The sequence below is a fragment of the Moorena sp. SIOASIH genome (assembly GCF_010671925.1).
Classification (GTDB): Bacteria; Cyanobacteriota; Cyanobacteriia; order Cyanobacteriales; family Coleofasciculaceae; genus Moorena.
Genome location: NZ_JAAHIH010000001.1, coordinates 214657 through 234917, shown reverse-complemented (window position 1 = coordinate 234917; position 20261 = coordinate 214657). Strand labels below are relative to the sequence as shown.

Genomic DNA, 20261 nt, shown 5'->3' with positions numbered 1-20261 from the left:
ACCTAAAAACTTTCAACTTTTTCGATAACAATGCTGTGACGGCATTAAATTGGGAAGGCTTGGAGCAGGATCGGATTAGCGATCGCCTAAAACCCATCTAAGACTATTGGACTAGACCTTAGGCATAAAAACTGAAAGCTAGTACAAAGCCGAAAAACGTAATCTGTAATTAAAAATAAACACTGCTAATAATTTAAAGGAGCAAGCAAGATGTCAACAACAGAAACTCTAGAAAAGTTTTATCAAAACAATCCTAATCTCGATCTTCTGGATCTAAACCTGAACAATACTCAAACGTTACAAGATCTAAACTGGCCAGCCGATTATGATGACGCCCAAAAGTCTGCTTCTGTAAAAGAATTGAAAAAGGCTCGGCGGTTGCTTTCTTTACATCCAGATGTAGGTCAAACGCTACCAAAAAAATTACCAGTCTCAGAAAGAGCTGCTGCAACTGCCTCAGTTTTCGAAGCACCTGTCGATGCTGCCCCAGTTCCCGAAGCACCTGTCGATGCTGCCCCAGTTCCCGAAGCACCTGTCGCTGAGGCAACTCCCTCAGTTACCGAAGCAACTGTCGATGCGGCAACTCCCTCAGTTCCCGAAGCAACTGCGACAGTTGCTTCAGTTACCGAACAACCTCTAGCTGAACCCAAGCAACTCATTGGGCAGTTTGACGATCGATTGGACTCGGCTCATCGCGTTGCCAGTTTTTCGGAACACCACTTCGTACAAGAATTCGGCGACAAATTTAGCAATGAAGAAACAGCTCGTCTGGTTCATCGTAATGCAGCTAGCAAGGTCGCACGCATCAGTCATCTCCTAGCAACAGCTAGAGATTTAACTGCTCCTCATACTCGATTATTACGGACAAGCAATATTTCAGAAGATATCTCCCAGCATTTTGCAGGACTACCTGGTTATCAAGATATATTCGGTAGCTTGAACTACTGTGAGTGCAAGCATTGCAAATCAATCTTTGGTCCGGCAGCGTATTTTGTCGATTTGATGAGGATTATAGACAAATACGTTACTAAACCCAATCAACAGACAATTCCAGAAAAAATGCAGTTGTCGGATCGCCGACCAGATCTGGAAAAAATCCTGCTTACTTGCGAAAATACGAACCATGAAATGCCCTATCTTCAGATTGTGAATGAACGTCTGGAAGCTCTTGTCAAAAAATCTTTGGGAGAACCCGAAGATATCTACAAAGTTTTGGCACAGCGATATTATCCTTTTGCATTACCACTTCAGTTGCCCTTAGAACGAATGCGTATCTATCTACAGCAATTGAAAGTCGAGCTAGCTAATATCTACACTGCATTGCCAACAGATGAGTCTTTTGTTGCAGCAGAGTCTCTGGGACTGTCCCGAGAAGAATGGCAGCTATTAACTGCTACAGATACCCCTGATGAAGCGACCCTGAAAAAATATTATGGCGTTTCAGCTCTGAATACGTTGAGCAATGTCGAAATCTTTCGTCAGCAGACTGGTCTCAAGTTCGTGGAGCTGCGCGATCTGTTATATCAAAATCTCTCGGAAGCCGAAATAAAAGCTGGATTAAATGGGCAGTTTTTTATCAATCATGGACTTTCTAAACTGCTTCAAATCAAAGAAGACGAAGCCCAGACCATTGAGAATTTGGAGAACCCTGCTCTGGATCGAATCAACCGTTTCTTGCGTTTAGCAGCAAAGCTGGATTGGACTTTTGAGGAACTGGACTGGGTACTTCACTGCGTTAACCAGGGTACGCCTGCCATAAACGAGCCAACCTTGAAAGCGATCGCCAAGACTAAGGCACTTCAAGCAAAACTCAATACTTCGGTTGCCACAGTCACTGCACTGCTGTTCGATCTCAAGACCTACGGACAAGGAGAAGAAGACCCTCAATCTGAAGCACCTTTCGATCTGGTGTTTAACGCTTCTGGGATAAATACCTATCATCCTAAAGATGAAGGGTCTACACACTACCGCTTAAATCCAACATACACTGATGATATCCAACAATGGACGATCGGTGCCAATGACGACAATAATCGCAAACTAACTGTTTGGGTAGCAGCAGGAGTCGGTCTGCGCCAGGATGAATTGGTTGCCTTAGCGAAGGCGCTTTTTGATTCAAGTCATCCAATCCCTTTAACAGTGAGCAATCTCTCTGCCCTCTACCGCCATGCTAAATTGGCATCGCTAGTTAGCAATAAGCGCGGTGAGCAACCACCAATTGCTCAATACTTGCAGTTACTACAGCAGACGCAGAAAAAACAACTCGTTCTGAGTACAGAAGACATCAAAACCATTGCCGAAACTGCCGATCGCTTACAGCGTTCTGGTTTAAATGTCTTTGAAGTCGAATACATTATCAACGGCGGTAAACCCAGTCCATCCGTTAATCCTCTTTATCGGCAGCAGGATGTAGATCGATGGCTGCAAACCTTACCAAAATTGGTTACTAGCAATGCTAAGGAGCAAACCGATCGGGACAAAGAAAAAAGCGAAAAACTGATCGAACAAATCGCTACATTATTTAACAGTCGAACTCCTGAGATAGAGGCAGTCTTGTCCCTTCTCAATAAGAACCCGATAGATATTATTCCAATTTTCCTAGATAAATCTCAAAAGGACGAGGCAAAGACTATCCTGGAAAATTTATCCCGATGGTTGGTTGTAGTCCGCAAGCTCCGTCTAACTGTAGGCGAACTTGGCAGTATTAAATCCCATCCTGCTGCCTACGGAATTACAAACCTCGAACAGTTAACCCTTGGGAATGTTCTCGATATATTCCGATTTAAGCAATTGGTTGTAGAATTTGAGGATACTACAGGTAGTCTGATTGCCTATTTAGACGACATCGAGAATAATCGGACAGGTACAGCAGCCGAGAAATTATCTGAAATTAGTGGTTGGGACAAAGCTCAGAGCGAAACCTTACTGGGTGTTTTGACGAATAGTAACCAGATAGAACGGCTCTATCAGCTCCAATCAGTATTTGAGTTGGTGGCGAAAACTGGTACGGACGTTGCCTTCCTACAATACTTGCAAGGTTTAGCGGGCAAGCTTGCAGACACTCATTGGGATGATTACCAAACCGCAGCAGACAATCTGTTGGCAGCTGTTCGGGCGCGTTATGCTACTGATAACTGGGAGAAATTTTACGCACAGATTGACGGAAAGGAGCAGGAGCTAAAACGCACTGCCTTAATTGGCACCGCTTTGGTAGAACTGGCTAAAAACCCAGAGACTAAGTGGGTCAAAAATACGCGGAATTTGTACGAGTACCTGCTGATTGATGTGGAGATGAGTGGCTGCGCCAGCATTTCTTATATCAAAGAAGCACTCAATGCCACTCAGCTCTATTTAAATCGCTGTCGGCAGCAATTAGAACCAGGTATTGAGAATTTTGAGATACCGGATATTTGGTGGGAATGGTTGATAAACTATCGTGTTTGGGAAGCTAACCGGAAAATTTTCCTGTACCCAGAGAACTATATCGATCCGGCTTATCGGCAATCTAAAACCACCTTGTTTAAGGATCTGGAGAGCCAGCTTAAGCAAGGAAATATTACGAAAGAAATGGTAGGGGAGGCTGATAAAACATACCTCGAAAGTTTCGCGGAATTAGCCAAGCTAAAATACGTTGATGCCTATTATTGCAATATCAGCGATGAGACGCGAGATGATGCTCCTACCTTATTCCTATTCGCTCGCACCGAGACTGAGCCTTATACCTACTACTATCTTATTCAAGAGAAGGAAGGCATCTGGTCGGAATGGCATCAAATTGATATCCCAATTGAAGCCGAGCAGATTACTCCGATTTATGCCTTTAGCAAGCTGTTTGTCTTTTGGGTCGAACTGAAGAAGTATGACGAGAAAAATTCAAATGAGAAGACTGTCATTCAGAAAGCAACCATAAAGTATACTTTTTCCAATTTTAGTGGGGGATGGGTTCAACCCCAAACTTTAGTCCAAGATATGGTTATTTCTGTTGATGAGAGCCAATACCGCTCCAGCCAGAAGACTCTGTTTCCCGACGACTTTTTTGATACGAATAAGGTATGGTTGCAGAAGGTTTATGCCCTGAAGATTGAGAAGAATCGTTATTTTGTCTTAGGGTCTGGTGCTAATAAATTTGAGAAAATCGTCCTGCTTTACGGTCCTATGATTGACACTGATGCTAACTATGGTGAAATCAGCGATGACGCTCCTACGGCAACAGATACCACCGTTAAGCAGTTTGAGGACCAGCTTTACAAGACAGTTCAACACTTGAAGTGGACTCAAGAAAATAATTACAGGGGTTATCTGCCAGTTTTTAACGCCATCGCGATCGACGATGCCTTGGAAGTCAGTTTCCTCGTCAATCCAGATGAATTTCTCTTCCTCAAGCAAGAATCGCCGAAAAGCAGTACCTTTTTCCGACCGGAGATCGATAAATCATCAGGTCGGCTGAATCTAATTTCGACAGATAGCATCATCCATGATAACTACACTGCTGACGGAATCAGCAAACCAGCCGGGGTCAGACTTCCAATTCAGCTCAAGGAGGATTCATTTGTTTCTCCAGATAAAGATGTTGATCTTGACGCAACTGGTTCGCAGATGATTTACAATCAATTAAAGGATACGTATGGAGATATAAATCCTGATGGGACGGTACCTTCAGACATGGACTTTACCTTGCTAGCCAAGGATGTGAATGATCTCCTGAAGGAACAGCCCAAGCTGGAGGGTAAGGTTAAACACGTTCTGCGAGTTATGTATCAAGCTTATGGCACACCCTGGCTTTCCTCTGCCATGAGGAGTCAAAATTATAAACTATTTACGGTAAAAGGCCATCCTGCAGCTTTTGTCTTTAATGGCGATAAAGAGTCATTCTTGCTGCTCGACGATCAGAAAAAAGTCCCTTCTATCAGTCGCGCCCTCTTTAATTCAGATAGGATTTTCAACTCCCATTCATTCGTGTCTAAACCGCTGGATATCGAAGTAACAGCCTCTGAAACAATCTATCGGGAACTGATGAATTACGATGATTTAAATGAAGACGGACGTTTGGCAACATTTACCACTCTGGACAGTCTTCGCAAGGACCTCAATGAGATTCTCCAGGATCAACCCCACAAACGAGAATGGGTTCCAGGAGTCCTCAACATTCTCATGCACCAGCCGATATTTAAGGAGGATTCTTTCATCAATAAAGCGACGGATGTCGATATCGAAAAAACAGCCTCTGAGACTATTTACAAGGAGTTGCAAAACGCTGGCTATCTTGATGAGAATGGTCGTCTGGAGGCGGAGATTGATTTCTACGAACTCACCCAAGAGCTAAGGAATATCCTAACAGATCAACCTCACAAGGAGAATAAGGTTCGGCATGTGGTTGATACTTTGTATCAAAGTGCCTTTCCGTCATCCCTTGGTTTCTTTGAGAGTAAGGATCGAGGATATGCCATTTGCGAATTCAAATTCAAAGCTACCCGTTTGACCACTGCAGCGGTACATCGGTTAAGCTCGACCCTTTTAACTGGGGGTATTGATAAACTGCTGAACTTAAGTTCTCAACAAATTCCGGTGGAAGCAGAATTACCTTTCGATCGCTTCCAATTTTCAGACCTCCGCGTGGTTGCTCCCGAAGCAATCGATGGCGGACAAGTGGATTTCGCTGGTGCTTATGGGCTTTACTATTGGGAACTCTTTTTCCATACCCCTCTCTACGTCGCGAACCAGTTGAATGGCAATCAGCAGTTTCGCGATGCTGAAAAGTGGTTTCAATATATCTTCAATCCCACACTTCCAGAGGAGCCAATGCAAGAGGATTCTTTCGTGACCCCAACCATTGGAACCCGTGATTCCCGACGGATTTATGAGATCCTGAAGAATCAGAAAATCATTACTGAGGACGGACTGGTGAGTTCGACCTTCACTAAAGATAAAGATTTAAAACGATTCTTGGGCAATATCTTAAATGAAGCCCAGATCCAATCAATCAAAAACATTCTGCTTAATAAGCAGCTCAGTAGTCAAGTAGCCCGCTTCTGGCAATTTCAGCCTTTCCGCAACCATACCCTAGAATCGCTTCGCGGCCAGCTCCAGAACCCCGATCAAATTGCTGCCTACAACAAAAATCCTTTCGATCCCCACGCCATTGCCCGACTTCGTATCGGTGCCTACGAAAAAGCCGTGGTGATGCAATATATTGACAACTTGCTCGATTGGGGAGACTCTCTCTTCGCCCAATACAGTTGGGAATCAATCACCACGGCCACGATGCTTTACATCTACGCCTACAACTTGCTGGGAGAAAGACCGGAAAACTTAGGCAAGTGCAGCACCGATGCCCCAGCTAGTTTTGAAAGTATTCGCAAGAAATACGAAGATGAGATTTCTCAATTCTTAATCTCCCTCGAAGATGAGGACTCCCCAGCCAACAGTCTCGCTTTGGTCTCCAGTCCAATCAATGAAGTTGATGCCTACTTTGGAATTCCAGAAAATGAAAAGTTCCTTGCTTATTGGGATCGCGTAGAAGATCGGTTATTCAAAATTCGTCACTGCCTGAATATTAAAGGAGTAAAACAACCGCTTCCTCTGTTCCAACCACCTATCGATCCGGCTCAGTTAGTTAAGGCAGCAGCTGCCGGAAGCGATGTCTTGGATTTCATTACCAGAGGTCAGCCAGAAATTCCTCATTACCGTTTCAGCTTTACAATGGAGCGGGCTAAAAACTTCACTGCTACGGTTTCTCAACTCGGAAACGCCTTGCTAGCAGCGCTAGAGAAAAAGGATACTGAAAGCTTGGCGCGGTTACGAGCGACTCAGGAAAAAAATATCCTGAACATCACAACCGCGATCAAAGAAAAGCAGATCGAGGAAATCCAACAGACGATAGCTTCCCTGCAAGAAAGCAAAAGCAATGCCCAGAACCGGCAGGAACACTATCAAAAACTCTACGACGAAAACATGAACGAACGGGAAATCACGGATCTGGCAATGCGGGGGGCTGCAGTCATTTCCCAAGATGTCGCAATCGCAATTCATGGCTTGGCTATAGCTGGTTATCTCACTCCCAACACCTTTGGGCTTGCCAATGGTGGCATGGACTTTGGTATGGCGATCAACTGTGGCGCTGCCATAGCGGATGGTATTGCTGGAACACTCAATCAAGGAGCAGGGATGATTAGCACCAGATCTCAATACGAGCGTCGGCGGGAAGAATGGGAACTGCAACGGGATAGTGCGGCATACGAAATCGAACAAGTCGAAAAAAGCATTCTCGCCAATGAAGTCCGGGTGGCTATTCTACAGCGAGAACTGGAAATCCATCAGAAGACTATCCAACAAGCTGATGAATATGAGGACTTCCTGAAAAGCAAATTCAGTAACGAAGACCTGTACCAGTGGATGGTTGGGCGCCTCTCAACGCTCTACTTCCAGACCTATAAAATGGCTCTGAGTATGGCTATGGCTGCCCAGATTACCTACCAAAATGAACTTAATCGCAGCGATGTATTTCTCGATTTTAACTACTGGGAAGACCGTAACAAAGGTCTTTTGGCTGGGGAAGGTTTAATGCTAGCCTTACAGCAAATGGAGAAAGCTTATATTGAAAACAGCGGTCGTTCTCTGGAAATCGAAAAAACCATCTCGCTTCTCCATCTCGATCCCCAAAAGTTTATGGAATTCAAATGGGGCGTTAATAGTGCCAAACAAGGGGAACTCTCCTTTGAACTCAGCGAGAAACTTTTTGACTTCGATTTCCCCGGTCATTACTGCCGGAAGATTAAGTCCATTTCCATTTCTGTCCCAGCCGTTGTGGGTCCTTATCAAAATATCAACGCGACCCTCGTACAAAATAGCAACACGGTCGTTCTCAAACCCGATTTCAAAGCAGTCCAACATGTATTAGATCCTCGAAATCACCAAAATGTTCCAGACGGTTCATTGAGGGAAAACTGGTTGAGAAACCAACAAATCGCGTTATCGCGGGGCATTGATGATGCTGGTCTGTTCGTCTTGGACTTCCGGGATGAAATGTATTTACCTTTTGAAGGCACTGGAGCAGTTTCTAAGTGGACTCTTTCTCTGCCACCGGAAACAAATCGGATCGACTTCAGCAGCATCTCTGATATCATTATCAAAGTGCAATATACTGCTCAAGACGGCGGAAGTAAGTTTGCTAACGAGGTCAAGGGATTGCTGTCTTCGGAAAGTCCGCCCTATCCCTATACTCTGGCTAAACAATTTGACCTCAAGCAGGCTTTTCCAGCAGCATGGCATCAGTTCATAAGTACCCCACCGCAGAGCGGCGTTCAGGAAATTAGCTTCCCCGTTACGGATAAAAGGCTTCTCCCTAACCTTAAGGACGTAACTTTAACTGAAGCGGCAGTGGTGTTGCAAACCTCAGAAAGTATCAAAGTTTCGGATAAGAAGCCGACTACCCATTTTGTGGCTCTGCAACTTAAGGGCCATTCGGAGGAGCAAGTTCCCATTAAGAATAACTTTGGTCGGATCGTCCTCTCTTTGTCGGGAGAAACCTGCAAGCTGACCTTCAAAATAACTAATACACCGACAGAGTTACTTGATAGCGGTCAGTTAAACCCCCATTCTCTGCTGGATTTGACGGTTATTCTTTTCTATCAATCGAATGTGTTTGAGAAGCTCAGTTCTTAGAACTGTCCCCTGATTCGACATCAATAAAATAACAGGAGAACGATGACGGCTACTGTCAAAGTAGAACCAGAAGTAGATTTGCTGGCAAATCACAGCCAATCGAGAGCGCCTCCGCTCCGATTGCGAGCCAGATATTGGCACAACCGAAAAATCCAATCTAGAACGGGTTGGTAAAGCAGGTCAAGCTCTACGGGAGCAAAAGCTTGCTTTTCAATCGAAGGTCTTTGATAAGTCCAATCTTAGAGATTGTTACCTTCTAAGACACTTACTTAAGGGGTAATATGTATCATTATCATTTCCCCAAATTAGCAACTTTATCCAAGAGAATTTAAGGAGAATACTTAAGGCTATGACAACATGTATAGAGGCTGTTAAAGGTGCCTATGGTCAGAATGCAAAAGAAATCTTGCAGGTAGACTGGAAAAATATCCCCGAGGATGATTTAGAGAGCGATAGTTTTAAGTCAAATGCTCCCTTTCCGCTTGTCTGCCCACAACAACACTGTCAAGATCACGCCGACATATCACCTATAGCTCACAGTCGATGCAGGTGTATAGACGCGAACAAGAAGCCTATCCCAAATTGCAATCCTAAGAATTATCTTCAACCTTACCCTTCAGTTATCTGTGTGAATGTGGATAACCCCTCTGAATCTAAGCCTTACAGAGGAAGGAAATGCATAAAGCAAGGAGACAGTTGGTATCCACTTTCCTGCTCTTGCTGCTGCTCTTGCTTTGCTTTCAACACCAAGATCGCTGTTCCCAGCGGAGGCTTTAAATTCATTCAAGATTTCAGCGTCGGCAATAAAGTATTGACAGCCGATCTAGAATCTCAAGACAATGGCATCAAGCTCAAATGGTTAACGGCCAAAGTCTCCTTTAGCCAAGGGACAGGCCCGGATAGCCATCAGTCAGCCATGGTCTATATCCATCATGGTAATGATCGGTCAATTATTGTCACCCCCGACCATTTGTTTCTCCTGCCGTCAGGTAAACTTAAACGGGCAGAGTATTTGGTTCCCGGAAAAGACCAACTGGTATCGGATCAAGGCGAACCCGTGCCCATTCATGAAGTTAGCATTGGGGAATATGAAGGGGGCGTACACCACATTGCTACTAACAAGGAATTCACAGGGGATATTAGCGGTCATCTACTTCTGAGCGAAGGGGTTGTATCAGGGGACTTTAATCTACAGATTCACGCAGATCAACTCAAGGAAAAGGACTTGATTGTCAATCACGACGACCTGCCCAAAATCGGAACTTCGGCATACGAAAAGGCAAACACTGAATTGGCAACGGGTCACTACGCTTTCTTTAAATCCCAGGCGACTCCTGCGGTTCTCCCTGTGGAATCTGAGGCGACTCAATCACAGGCAATTCCTGTTACGGCTACCGAACCCCAGAAAACAGTCACGTCTCTTCAAAAGCGGAAGTTCTATGTTCACGGGACACGGGTTGCTAGCATTCCTGAAACAACTGCCAAGTTTATCAGTTCTCCGCAAGCGCTCGATGTCAGTGACAACGCAGACCGCTACAGTTTCAGTGAAGTCCCAACCGTGAATTCCATGGTGAAATACATCTTGAGACTCTATGGTGTATTTTATCAGGATATTGTGTTTTACCACGACATAGGACGATTAGAACCAAATGCTTACGCTTTCACCCAATACGGTCGGAAAATCGTTGTTGTTTCTGGGGGTCTCACCCGCATCAAGGGGTTGCTCCAAGAGGGCCTATCAGTCATCGTGTCTCACCTAGTCACCAGACTCCATAAAATAGAACCTCATGACTACAACGGATATACCTCTGTGGGAATGGCGGATTATTACATGTTATCTACTTTAGGAGAGCTTTACTATGGTGCTACAGCTAATCAAGTATTTGCAAAGGGTCTCAAGCAGATTGAGAAAACCATATTTCACAACATCACTCCACGAAACAGTCGGTATGAAAGCGACCCCTATAGTCCCTCAATTGAGACTCGTCTTGATGCAATGGATGCAGCGTATGCTGCGGATTTCCCACCTCCTGGAATCGGCGGTCCTACCCTAGGGGGATTGCAGTTGACTGATGCCACTGCCTCTCCACCCCAACTGCAACCCAGTTCTTTCATTACCTACGACATTGACATCCAAATGGCCCAGGAGGTTGTTCGGCAGCTCCAAGAGCATCAAATCCTAGATACCCAAGGGGTTCTTCATGCCAGCTTTAACCTCGACCGGGATCTGTCTTTCCTGTTCGCCGGTCAACCCGAAAACCAGCGGAAACTACTGCTCGAACAAGTCCGCTACGTCCTGCTCCATGCTGGTGCTAGCATCCTGGTCTCTTTCAATATCGATGTTGACCCGCAAACAGCTATGGATGAGGACGATTACGAACTCGAACCAGCAGCCAAAGTTTTCACGGCTCAAGTCAGCCAGGATGACCCATCAGTGGTAGTGTTGAGCGCACAAATCGAACGAAATGTGGAATATACCCTAACTGTTGCCCAGCATGTGAAGGCAGCAAATGGCTCCACCCTCGATCTAGAAACCAATACGACCAAATTCAGGTTGGTCTAGTTAACGTCTGAACGGAACATCGTGGGTTTCTAAATTTTCCGCGATGTTCCCAATCCAATTCAAATTAACCAGTTTATTCTAAACTCCAGTCATCAATCAAGAGATACAAACAATGACAACTATTTCCAAAGCAGACCAACAAGTAGAGCAAAAATGCTGGGAATTTGCCCAAGTCCTAGGATTAAGTGAACCTGTATCCCCTAGGGTGTTGCAAGCAGCGACGGAGGATGAAACCTACGCTCATAATTTACTTGTTTCTCGTCAACAACCGACTTTCCTTAACTATTTACTGGCAAACCCGCCTCAAATCAAACTCTCAGAACCAGTCCCAGAAGAGAAATCAAATATAGAACTGGTTGGTAAAGCGGGTCAAGCTCTTCTTAGATGGGCAAAGACTGGCTTTTCGGTAGTAGATGATGAAGTCCTAGAAAGAAGAGAAAATGCCTGTTTAGCTTGCCCCAATCTCCTTGCTCCCGAAAAGTTAGTTCAAAAGCTGATTCCTTCTGGAAAAGTTTCTCAGAAAGTTGGTCAGAGAACAGGCGATAAAGTTTGCCAACTCTGCGGCTGCAACGTGGGTAAGAAAATTCGACTTACTACTGAATCTTGTCCCGATAAACATCCGACAGCAGCAGGTATGACTCGATGGGGAAAACCTAGTGCCGCTGCGCGGAATGAAGAATTAAGAATGAAGAATTAAGAATGCTTATGCGGCAACCTCGTTGTGTTCTGCGTCAGCAGATGGTGAACACTTGATTAAATTGGATTGTATACAGCTTAACACAACTGCCGTTAAGCAATAGGGACTATACCAGTGCGTGCGATCGCTGATCTTGCCAGTTACGCCCTCAATAAACACCCTCAGCCCGCCTACGGTTGGGCGTAGCATTTGGATTGATCTACACCGGGACTACCTGCTTAAGTTATCGCCTAAATGCTACGCCCCTACAGCCTGTTGGGAATAAGTGGTTAAGGTTGAAGTTGGGGAGAATAGTTTATATGTGCACACCTTACCCATTATTAATAATATTACCAAAAAGTAATTGAGATTGCAAGCAACAAGTGGGATCTACTTGGCTTTTGCTTGCTGGCGCGATCGCCTATACTGTTTTTTCACTTTCTCTACTGACCCGTTGCCCAATTTGCCCAACTTTCCCATAGCGATCGCTGACTAATCCTTCCAATTCGTGCTCTATATCTTCTAACCAGCCCAATTTACTTGACCATTTGCCATTAGGTAATTGTTTGGCTGCATGGATAGGAATGCCGCGATCGTCAACATATAGGGCAATTTTCTCATAACCCGACTCTGTTAACTCGCTCTGGCATGGTGTATAACCCAATGTTCGATAGGCTTGAACATAGGCTGATAATGTTTCTTCTTTCGGTACGCCTTCAACCCAATAAAACTCATCTTATGGGGTAGGTTGCCACCATCTTTCGCGATCGCCAGCCACCCAAGCAAAACAGTTATATTCTTGGGATTTTGGACTGGTGACAGTATATTGAGTCCGCGCTAAATTAGGAAAACGTAATTCTAAGTGTATAGCTTCTCCCATGGAAAACTCAAGCAATATAACCCTTTTGTCTTCCCCAATTTAACCATGCTTGAGCCATTTGTTTGATTTTTCCCCGTTCTTCTGGCAGAACTGGGTTTTCTTGGGTAATCTGACGTAAAGCAGGCAGCCAATAGAGTGGGTTTTGCTGCAAATCTTCCAATAAAAAAGGAATTACCCCTTCTCCCATCTTGATGATTTCTTGATAAGCAGGATGTTTTGACATTTCGACAGTCGAGGATAACGCCTCTACTTCTTGACGACCTTGGGAAGCAAGAGCGGTAAATTTTTGGCGTATTTCTTCGGGATTTTCTTCAGTCGTTTTTCTAGAGGCTGTATCTAAGGTTGGTTTTTTCATAGTTGCTTTGTGAGTTGCTTGGTGAATTGGCGATACTGACTAGGAGTAGAGGCAAAGTCCAAAGGAGCAAAGTTGAAGCAGTTCTCTGTTCCCTAAAGTGTTTCATTCTATATTAACATCTCAAATGTATAGCAATTCTACGACTTGTGAGGTACAAATTTTTGGTTTTTAGGGAGCAGGGAGCAGGGAGCAGGGAGCAGGGAGCAGGGAGCAGGGAGCAGAGAAGAGGAATCCACCCCTAGGGCGTGTTTTCAAAGTTTTCCGCAAGATTATGATCCCCCCCAGCCCCCCTTAAAAAAGGGGGGAGCCATACTCAAAGTCCCCCTTTTTTAAGGGGGATTTAGGGGGATCTCCAAGTTTGAAGACACGCCCTAACCCCTCCCAGGAGGGGAAGGGAAGAGGGAAGAGGGAAAAAATAATGTGTACCTCATAGCTACTAGAAACGCTATATAACGGTTTTAAATTAGTGCGTTACGGTAGCATGATCTTTCGGGCAAAGCCCGACGCTGCGCGAACGCTCAATCGCATATCTCGTAGGGTGCGTTAACGACAGTGTAACGCACCGAAATCAAATCCAACTGACGGAATTGAACCCCTTTTTTTTTACAATTTCCATTCCATTACCGTACGATTTATTTCAATTGCCCCTCAAAAAAAAATTATAAAAACCCTTGACACTTTTTATTATAATCGTTATGATTATAATATACACTTCAAAACCAATTTTGAACTATGCCTGACAACTTTCGCCCGAATCAAGAAAATAATCCTGAGGATATCACTCCTAGTAATACTCCTCAGGAACCTTTCCAAAAAAAATACCCCGTTCAGCATATTCTGAAGGGGTCCCGCCGGGCAATAAGCAACACCATGTATACCCTTTCTGCACTGCGTTATGCCCAAATTACGGACTGGAGCCCCCTTCAGCCCACTGGAATTCCTGGCGAATTCATCACGACTATGACGAAGTACATAATTCTAGATTAGACTAACTTAGTAGGGGGGGTTCCCCCCCTAGCCCAAAAATCAAATCTGTTCCCCTAGGGTGACCTTTGGTCAATCGGATCGGATTATTTCTGGGTTGGTGTACAAAGTTGAGGCATAGTAAAATTTCCTAGCCGTGGAAGGTATTTCTGCGGCTATTTTTTTTTGGGAGTTGAAGGTTAGGATGTTGAAGGTTGAAGCTTGGGATGTTGAAGGTTAAAAGGTTAGAAGGTTGAAGGTTGAAGGTTAGAAGGTTGAAGGTTGAAGGTTAGAAGGTTGAAGGTTAGAAGGTTGAAGGTTGGGATGTTGAAGGTTGGGATGTTGAAGGTTGGGATGTTGAAGGTTGGGATGTTGAAGGTTGGGATGTTGAAGGTTAGAAAGTTGTTCGCCTTTGGCGTCCCTTGAAGGGTAGGTTATTAGGTTTTTCGCGTAGCGTGGCCTATTGGCCAAGGTTATTAGGCGTTGGATATTGTTGTGGAATGGGCATGTTGGTGGAACGGGCATGTTGGTGGAATGGGCATGTTGGTGGAACGGGCATCTTGGTGGAATGGGCATGTTGGTGGAATGGGCATGTTGGTGGAATGGGCATGTTGGTGGAACGGGCATGTTGGTGGAATGGGCATGTTGGTGGAATGGGCATGTTGGTGGAATGGGCATGTTGGTGGAACCGGCATCTTGGTGGAACCGGCATGTTGGTGGAACCGGCATCTTGCCGGTTTCATTTCTGAAGGCTGAATGCTTAGGCGATTCCTAAATATGATCAGACGAATATATTCCTTCTCTACCGAATTGACAACTGCTATAATAACAAAAATAGGAAATCGACAAAATGGAAAAGCTGACAGTTACTGCTGCCCAAAACGATTTAATTAACCTAGTTGAATCAGTCACAGAAGAAAACAAAGTTTATGAGATAGAGATTTCTAATGGTTCTGCTGTTTTAATTTCTAGAAAAAACTATGAAAGCTTACAAGAAACCTTAGAATTACTTTCAATCCCTGGAATGAGGGAAAGCCTACAAAGATCCCTTGAACAAATAACCAATAAGGAAACCTACTCCCTAGATGAAGTCTTGGGAGACATTGATTGATGGTTGTAAGCTATCAGCTATCAGCTTTCAGCTTTCAGCTTTCAGCTATCATGCTTACGCCCCTCGATATTGATCCTGGCCATCCTAAAAAACTAAACAATAGTAAAAATTTTGATTTAGCCCTAGCAACCACGTTCCAATCCTAAAGGTATAGGTTGACTTAATCAAATAATAAGGTTAAAATTAAATGTAGTTTAAATCTACTTTAAAATTGTACTTGTACCTCCTATTTACCTTGTTTTAAACTTGTTTAAATAATTGCAAATTGCCATGGAAATCCAAGACTACTTCGACTTCCTAGCCTCTGACGACATTCGCATCAAAGGTAGCCGCATTGGTATCGAAAGCGTCCTCTACGAATATATCTATCGCGCCAGAACCCCTGAAGAAATTACCCAACAATTTGAGACAATTACCCTGGAACAAGTCCATGCCACTATTCTCTACTATCTACACAACAAAGAAGAGGTCAGCGCTTACTTAGGTGACTGGCTAGAGTTTTGCCGTCAACAACGAGAAGAACAAAAACAAAATCCTTCTCCTGCACGGCAAAGGTTCCGGCAATTGAAAGCAGAAGCCCCTCTGGAGCGAGAGTCATCCGAATCGACGAGCGCTGTATGACAATCCAATATTTACTGGACGAGCATATCGCCTCCCTTTACCGAACCCAACTGATGCGCCAAGCACCAGAACTTATTGTCAGAAGAATCGGCGATCCAGGCGCTCCTCCTAAAGGAACTCTCGATCCAGAGATTTTAATCTGGTGTGAAATTCATAATTTTATTTTAGTAACAAACAATCGGAAATCTATGCCTAAACATTTAGCAGGCCATCTCGCAGAGAGCCGCCACGTACCCGGGATTTTTGTAATCGATCCATCCAATAATATTGGAGAAACCCTTGCAGAGCTAATCATTATTGCTGGAGCTTCCTTTCCCAAGGAATATCAAGACCGAATTGAATACTTACCGTTGAGCGAATAAAAAAACAACAGTGTAACGCACCGAAATTAAAGCAAAAACTCAAAAAAATGATTCAGGACACGATTAGTATAAATCCTTACAGCGTTTTTCATAACTATAAGGTATACAGGATTTTTTCCCTGTTCCCTCTTCCCTCTCTTCCCCTCCTGGGAGGGGTTAGGGGTGGGTTCCTGTTCCCTGTTCCCTGTTCCCTGTTCCCTAAAACCCAAAAATTTGTACCTCACCCAATTGCAAACCGCTGTATGATGCTCTAGCTAACCATCACACGGCGATTATACTCCTCAACCAACTGAGCCTCATGTTCACCATGAAAAAATGACAGGAGAGCAAACCGTTGTCCTTTAATAACATCTGTAACCTCGTGAAGCAGGGAACAGGAAAAAATTAAAGCACTGCCTGTTTGCGGCTGATATAAATTTAATCCGTATTCTGGAAATCTTAAATAGCCCCCTTCATAGTCTTCCACATTCAAGTTAATAGTCATAGCAAAGCGACGGTAGGCAGTTCCTTCCGTAGCATCATCCCGATGGGGTCGAAAATATCCGCCAGTATTAGCATCATAGCAACCAATCCGAAAACTCTCAAATCGAGTAATTTCAAAATGAAAAGCTTTCTTGATTGCAGGGCGAACCTGTTGACGGATGAAATATCTTAAACGTTGATGGGTTTCTCCTTCTTGAAGAAAATGGTCTCTGCGTCTTTTATAATCATCGTCTTCAATGGGAGTCAATTCTCCCTTATGCTCAATCATTGAATAAGACTCTTGATTGCCTTCAGTTTCCCAAACATTAATTAGGGTTTGGCAAAACTCTCTATCTAAGACATTAGGAATAAATAAAACTGGCGCTTGATTAGTAATTTTACTGGGAGCTTCTGGAGATTTATTCATTATAGGTTAATTAATTAAATAATAAAGGGAGTAGGGAGTAGGGAGTAGGGAGTAGGGAGTAGGGAGTAGGGAGTAGGGAGTAGGGAGTAGGGAGTAGGGAGTAGGGAGTAGGGAGTAGGGAGTAGGGAGTAGGGAGCAGGGAGCAGGGAGCAGGGAACAGGGAACAGGGAACAAAAATTCTCACAATTCCTAAACGGATTGCTATAAAACTATGTATTTAATTACCAGTAGGGTGCGTTATTTCAGGCACCTACTCGGCTGTTTCCTATGGGAGAATATCAGTTTTGTTAATCCCTGATTCAGATCCCCCTAAATCCCCCTTAATAAGGGGGACTTTTGAATCTAATTCCCCCCTTTTTTAAGGGGGGTTAGGGGGGATCTATATACATAATTACAAAGGTGACATCCTCCCGTTTCCTATTACCTATTACCTATTGCCTAAAATCTAAAATGTATAGCACTACGCATTAAGTTTAGGACATTGATACAAGTTGAAAAGCTGTTGTAGTCAACTTTTGCCTTTTGCCTTTTGCCTTTTGCCTTGGGCGTAGCGCTATACTTCACCAGCCCTGCTTATAAACGATGACCTGGATGAAAACCCGGTTTTGGAGGACTGTAGAGGTCTTCGAGAAATGGCGGTGGAGGTGGTGGTCCTTCCCGCAGAATACAGTCGTGGGGTGGCGGTGGTCCTTCGGGCAAGATGATATCGATCAAGTCATCGATTGGAGGAGGTCCTTCTCGTATAATTCGCCAGTCTGATAGGTCATGGAGAAATTTCTTTCCCCCCTTGATGTCTTTAGTTTTTTCGTGAGCTAAATTGCTCACATACTCTAACGATTGATCATCACTGGGAGAATCCAGTTCGTAGATTTTAACCATGTTGCAATGTAACGTTAAGTGGACAAATCTGACAGCGTTTTTAAATTTGGTGAGGTACACAATTTTTTGATTTTAGGGAACAGGGAACAGGGAATAGGGAATAGGGAATAGGGAATAGGGAATAGGGAATAGGGAATAGGGAATAGGGAATAGGGAATAGGGAAAAAATCCTGTGTACTTAATAAGTATGGAAAACGCTAAATTTTAAAATTTAATTGCCAAATTGACTACTCGGAAGACGTGAAAACAGACAATATTTCATAGTGTCGGGAGTCGGGAATCGGGAGTCGGGAATCGGGAGTCGGTACTTCACCTATTTGATAAATACTATAAAAATACTATAAAGCTATTTTCTGTGTTCCCTGTTCCCTGTTCCCTGTTCCCTGTTCCCTTTATTGACTGCTTCTTTCTCAATTTTGTCTAAAGCAATTTTAGCTTTCAAAAGAACTCTCCAATAGGCTAAATTACTAGTCCATGCTGTTCGAGGTAACAAGGTTGGAAGAGATTCTTCGGGAGTCTGAGAATTATCAAGGGATGGTTCTAACGAGTTATTTTTATCCTGCATAGTGGTATATAATTTTTAGTTTAGATGTAAACAATTGATAAAAACAGGGAACAGGGAGTAGGGAGTAGGGAGTAGGGAGTAGGAAGTAGGGAGTAGGGATAAAAATTATCACAATTCATTGATAATTACTAAAAAAAATGATTGTTTCATGACTAAAAATGATTGTTATTATTGCTGATACTAAGTTGTTTTTTCTGGTGCAAGAGCTCAGTGAAATTGAGACGTTCTCGACAACTGCGGCCAAGTCTATAGGGTTTCCTAGTAAGGGTGAAGTACATTTAAATTTTTTTCCCGACTCCCGACTCCCGACTCCCGACTCCCGACTCCCGACTCCCGACTCCCGATTCCCTATTCCCGACTCCCGATTCCCTACTCCCGACTCCCGATTCCCTACTCCCTACTCCCTACTCCCTACTCCCTACTCCCTACTCCCTACTCCCTGCTCCCTACTCCCTACTGCCTGCTCCCTGCTCCCTAAAAAATCCCCTGACCACTGAATGCGATCAGCACTAAAGTGGAGGGGATCATGGTTTGGCCAAGGAGTGTTAATGGGCTCTTCAATAATTTCAAATTCACCATTATCAAAGGGAAGTCCTTGGGCTTTTACCTTAGGCACAACTCGCTCTCGAATTCCTTGAGATGCTTGGGTTAAGGCCCGATGGTGACAGTAAGGATTATTCCCTCTGCGGTCAAAGAACACATGAGCGGTCCAAGAGCAACCACCGCGACATAGTTCAGCAAATTCGCAAGTCTTGCAGAAGCCCCACAGATGGGATGTCCCTTTCGGAGTATCGGCTCCTAGGTTAAACCGCAATTCTTCAGTTTCTTCAATAATTGTTCTGAGAGAGTGGTCTCGGATATTACCTCCGGTGTAGGCTGAAGTCGGTAAAGACGGGCAACCTTTGATAGCACCATCGGCTTCAATGCCCAAGGTAGAGAGTCCAGCTTGGCATCCCTGCCAAAATGTCCAGGGATTGGTATCTCCTCGCCCTCGCAGTAGTCGCTCGTAGGGACCGTAATAGCCTATATTATTTCCGGCCTGTACTTTCACCCCTTCCCTATAAGCCCGCTCAACCACACGGGCAATCATGGGATATAAATCCAGCAGTTCATAGGGTTGGAGCAGAATGTCATAATTGTCAGCAGCATTTCCCATGGGTACAGTTAACTGAATCTGCCAGGCAAAGATTCCTGCATCCCGAAGCAGCTGGTAAATCTGGGGAAATTCTGGTGCAGTGAGGCGATTGATTTGGGTATTGCAGCCGAAAGGAATACCGGCTTCTTTGAGATGGCTCATGGTCTTAAATGCCCATTGCCAAGAACCCTTTCTCCCCCGTAGGCGGTCGTGGGTTGGTTCTAAGCCATCCACAGAAACAGAAACTACCCGAATTCCAGCCTCTTTCATCCGGCGGGCTGTCTCTAAACTAATCCCAAAGCCACCAGTGGTCATACCACAAACCATGCCTGCGTCGGTAATCGCTTTGGCAATCTCTAGCCAGTCCGGACGTAAAAAGGCTTCACCACCAATTAAGGTGACTTCTGTAATCCCGACTTCCGCCATCTGTCTGACCAGATCCAGAGCTTCTGCTGTAGACAGTTCTTTTTCCCGTGTATGACCAGCACGAGAACCACAGTGCTGACAAGCTAGGTTGCATTTAAGAGTAATTTCCCAAACCGCATAACTAATTCGACGATAAGTCATAACTAAGCGCGTTGTATCTCGGTTGTAAACACAC

Annotated in this window: 19 protein-coding genes; 10 read left to right on the top strand and 9 right to left on the bottom strand. The window is 44.3% G+C overall.

The features are described from left to right. Positions 1-210: 210 nt before the first annotated feature. The 3 genes from F6J90_RS01070 to F6J90_RS01060 all read left to right on the top strand — a co-directional run bounded on the left by F6J90_RS01070 (position 211) and on the right by F6J90_RS01060 (position 11921). Entirely contained in the window at positions 211-8661 is an 8451-nt protein-coding gene (locus F6J90_RS01070) for a neuraminidase-like domain-containing protein (protein ID WP_293090690.1), read from the top strand. 349 nt (positions 8662-9010) lie between these two features. Next, entirely contained in the window at positions 9011-11224 is a 2214-nt protein-coding gene (locus F6J90_RS01065) for a Hint domain-containing protein (protein WP_293090689.1), read from the top strand. Between the two features lie 112 nt (positions 11225-11336). Further along, positions 11337-11921 carry a hypothetical protein gene (locus F6J90_RS01060; protein WP_293090688.1) on the top strand — a complete coding sequence of 195 codons (585 nt, stop codon included), beginning with the start codon at positions 11337-11339 and terminating at the stop codon, positions 11919-11921. 400 nt (positions 11922-12321) lie between these two features. Here the strand turns inward: F6J90_RS01060 and F6J90_RS01055 are convergent, their stop codons facing one another. The 3 genes from F6J90_RS01055 to F6J90_RS01045 form a co-directional block, all read right to left on the bottom strand. Next, positions 12322-12564 (bottom strand): hypothetical protein, encoded by a 243-nt coding sequence (locus F6J90_RS01055; protein WP_293090687.1) that lies wholly within the window; start codon positions 12562-12564, stop codon positions 12322-12324. A gap of 72 nt (positions 12565-12636) precedes the next feature. Then, positions 12637-12780 carry a hypothetical protein gene (locus F6J90_RS01050; RefSeq protein WP_293090686.1) on the bottom strand — a complete coding sequence of 48 codons (144 nt, stop codon included), beginning with the start codon at positions 12778-12780 and terminating at the stop codon, positions 12637-12639. 7 nt (positions 12781-12787) lie between these two features. After that, positions 12788-13135 carry a hypothetical protein gene (locus tag F6J90_RS01045; RefSeq protein ID WP_293090685.1) on the bottom strand — a complete coding sequence of 116 codons (348 nt, stop codon included), beginning with the start codon at positions 13133-13135 and terminating at the stop codon, positions 12788-12790. Positions 13136-13867: 732 nt separating this feature from the next. Here F6J90_RS01045 and F6J90_RS01040 point away from each other — a divergent pair. Next, positions 13868-14122, top strand: coding sequence for a hypothetical protein (locus F6J90_RS01040; protein WP_293090684.1), 255 nt, complete (start codon positions 13868-13870; stop codon positions 14120-14122). A 243-nt stretch (positions 14123-14365) separates the two neighbouring features. On the opposite strand, the gene F6J90_RS01035 is transcribed toward F6J90_RS01040, so the two are convergent. Then, the gene (locus F6J90_RS01035; RefSeq protein ID WP_293090683.1) at positions 14366-14569 is read right to left on the bottom strand and encodes a hypothetical protein; all 204 of its coding nucleotides are present in this window, start codon (positions 14567-14569) and stop codon (positions 14366-14368) included. 12 nt (positions 14570-14581) lie between these two features. Here F6J90_RS01035 and F6J90_RS01030 point away from each other — a divergent pair, with 12 nt between their 5' ends. The 5 genes from F6J90_RS01030 to F6J90_RS01010 all read left to right on the top strand — a co-directional run bounded on the left by F6J90_RS01030 (position 14582) and on the right by F6J90_RS01010 (position 16446). Continuing rightward, on the top strand, positions 14582-14854 hold the full coding sequence (locus F6J90_RS01030; RefSeq protein WP_293090682.1) for a hypothetical protein: 273 nt from the start codon (positions 14582-14584) through the stop codon (positions 14852-14854). 94 nt (positions 14855-14948) lie between these two features. Continuing rightward, a complete protein-coding gene (locus tag F6J90_RS01025) occupies positions 14949-15209 on the top strand; it encodes a type II toxin-antitoxin system prevent-host-death family antitoxin (RefSeq protein WP_293090681.1) in 261 nt (86 codons plus the stop codon). Positions 15210-15479: 270 nt separating this feature from the next. After that, positions 15480-15830, top strand: coding sequence for a DUF433 domain-containing protein (locus F6J90_RS01020; protein ID WP_293090680.1), 351 nt, complete (start codon positions 15480-15482; stop codon positions 15828-15830). Further along, positions 15827-16192, top strand: a complete 366-nt coding sequence (locus F6J90_RS01015) for a DUF5615 family PIN-like protein (protein WP_293090679.1) — start codon at positions 15827-15829, stop codon at positions 16190-16192. Before F6J90_RS01020 ends, F6J90_RS01015 begins: the two co-directional genes overlap by 4 nt. Before the next feature lie 47 nt (positions 16193-16239). Continuing rightward, the gene (locus tag F6J90_RS01010) at positions 16240-16446 is read left to right on the top strand and encodes a hypothetical protein (RefSeq protein ID WP_293090678.1); all 207 of its coding nucleotides are present in this window, start codon (positions 16240-16242) and stop codon (positions 16444-16446) included. Here F6J90_RS01010 and F6J90_RS01005 read toward each other — a convergent pair. The 4 genes from F6J90_RS01005 to F6J90_RS00990 all read right to left on the bottom strand — a co-directional run bounded on the left by F6J90_RS01005 (position 16443) and on the right by F6J90_RS00990 (position 18525). Next, positions 16443-17081: a 2OG-Fe(II) oxygenase gene (locus F6J90_RS01005; protein ID WP_293090677.1), complete on the bottom strand. Its 639-nt coding sequence runs from the start codon at positions 17079-17081 to the stop codon at positions 16443-16445. The genes F6J90_RS01010 and F6J90_RS01005 overlap by 4 nt on opposite strands. Positions 17082-17091: 10 nt before the next feature. Beyond that, the gene (locus F6J90_RS01000; protein ID WP_293090676.1) at positions 17092-17265 is read right to left on the bottom strand and encodes a hypothetical protein; all 174 of its coding nucleotides are present in this window, start codon (positions 17263-17265) and stop codon (positions 17092-17094) included. 389 nt (positions 17266-17654) lie between these two features. Continuing rightward, positions 17655-17960, bottom strand: a complete 306-nt coding sequence (locus F6J90_RS00995; protein ID WP_293090675.1) for a hypothetical protein — start codon at positions 17958-17960, stop codon at positions 17655-17657. A 346-nt stretch (positions 17961-18306) separates the two neighbouring features. Beyond that, the gene (locus F6J90_RS00990) at positions 18307-18525 is read right to left on the bottom strand and encodes a hypothetical protein (RefSeq protein ID WP_293090674.1); all 219 of its coding nucleotides are present in this window, start codon (positions 18523-18525) and stop codon (positions 18307-18309) included. A gap of 158 nt (positions 18526-18683) precedes the next feature. On the opposite strand from F6J90_RS00990, the gene F6J90_RS00985 reads away from it, so the two are divergent. Next, positions 18684-19022, top strand: a complete 339-nt coding sequence (locus F6J90_RS00985; RefSeq protein ID WP_293090673.1) for a hypothetical protein — start codon at positions 18684-18686, stop codon at positions 19020-19022. Here F6J90_RS00985 and F6J90_RS00980 read toward each other — a convergent pair. Then, entirely contained in the window at positions 18944-20227 is a 1284-nt protein-coding gene (locus tag F6J90_RS00980; protein WP_293090672.1) for a nif11-class peptide radical SAM maturase 3, read from the bottom strand. The two genes, F6J90_RS00985 and F6J90_RS00980, sit on opposite strands and share 79 nt — an antisense overlap. Positions 20228-20261: the final 34 nt, after the last annotated feature.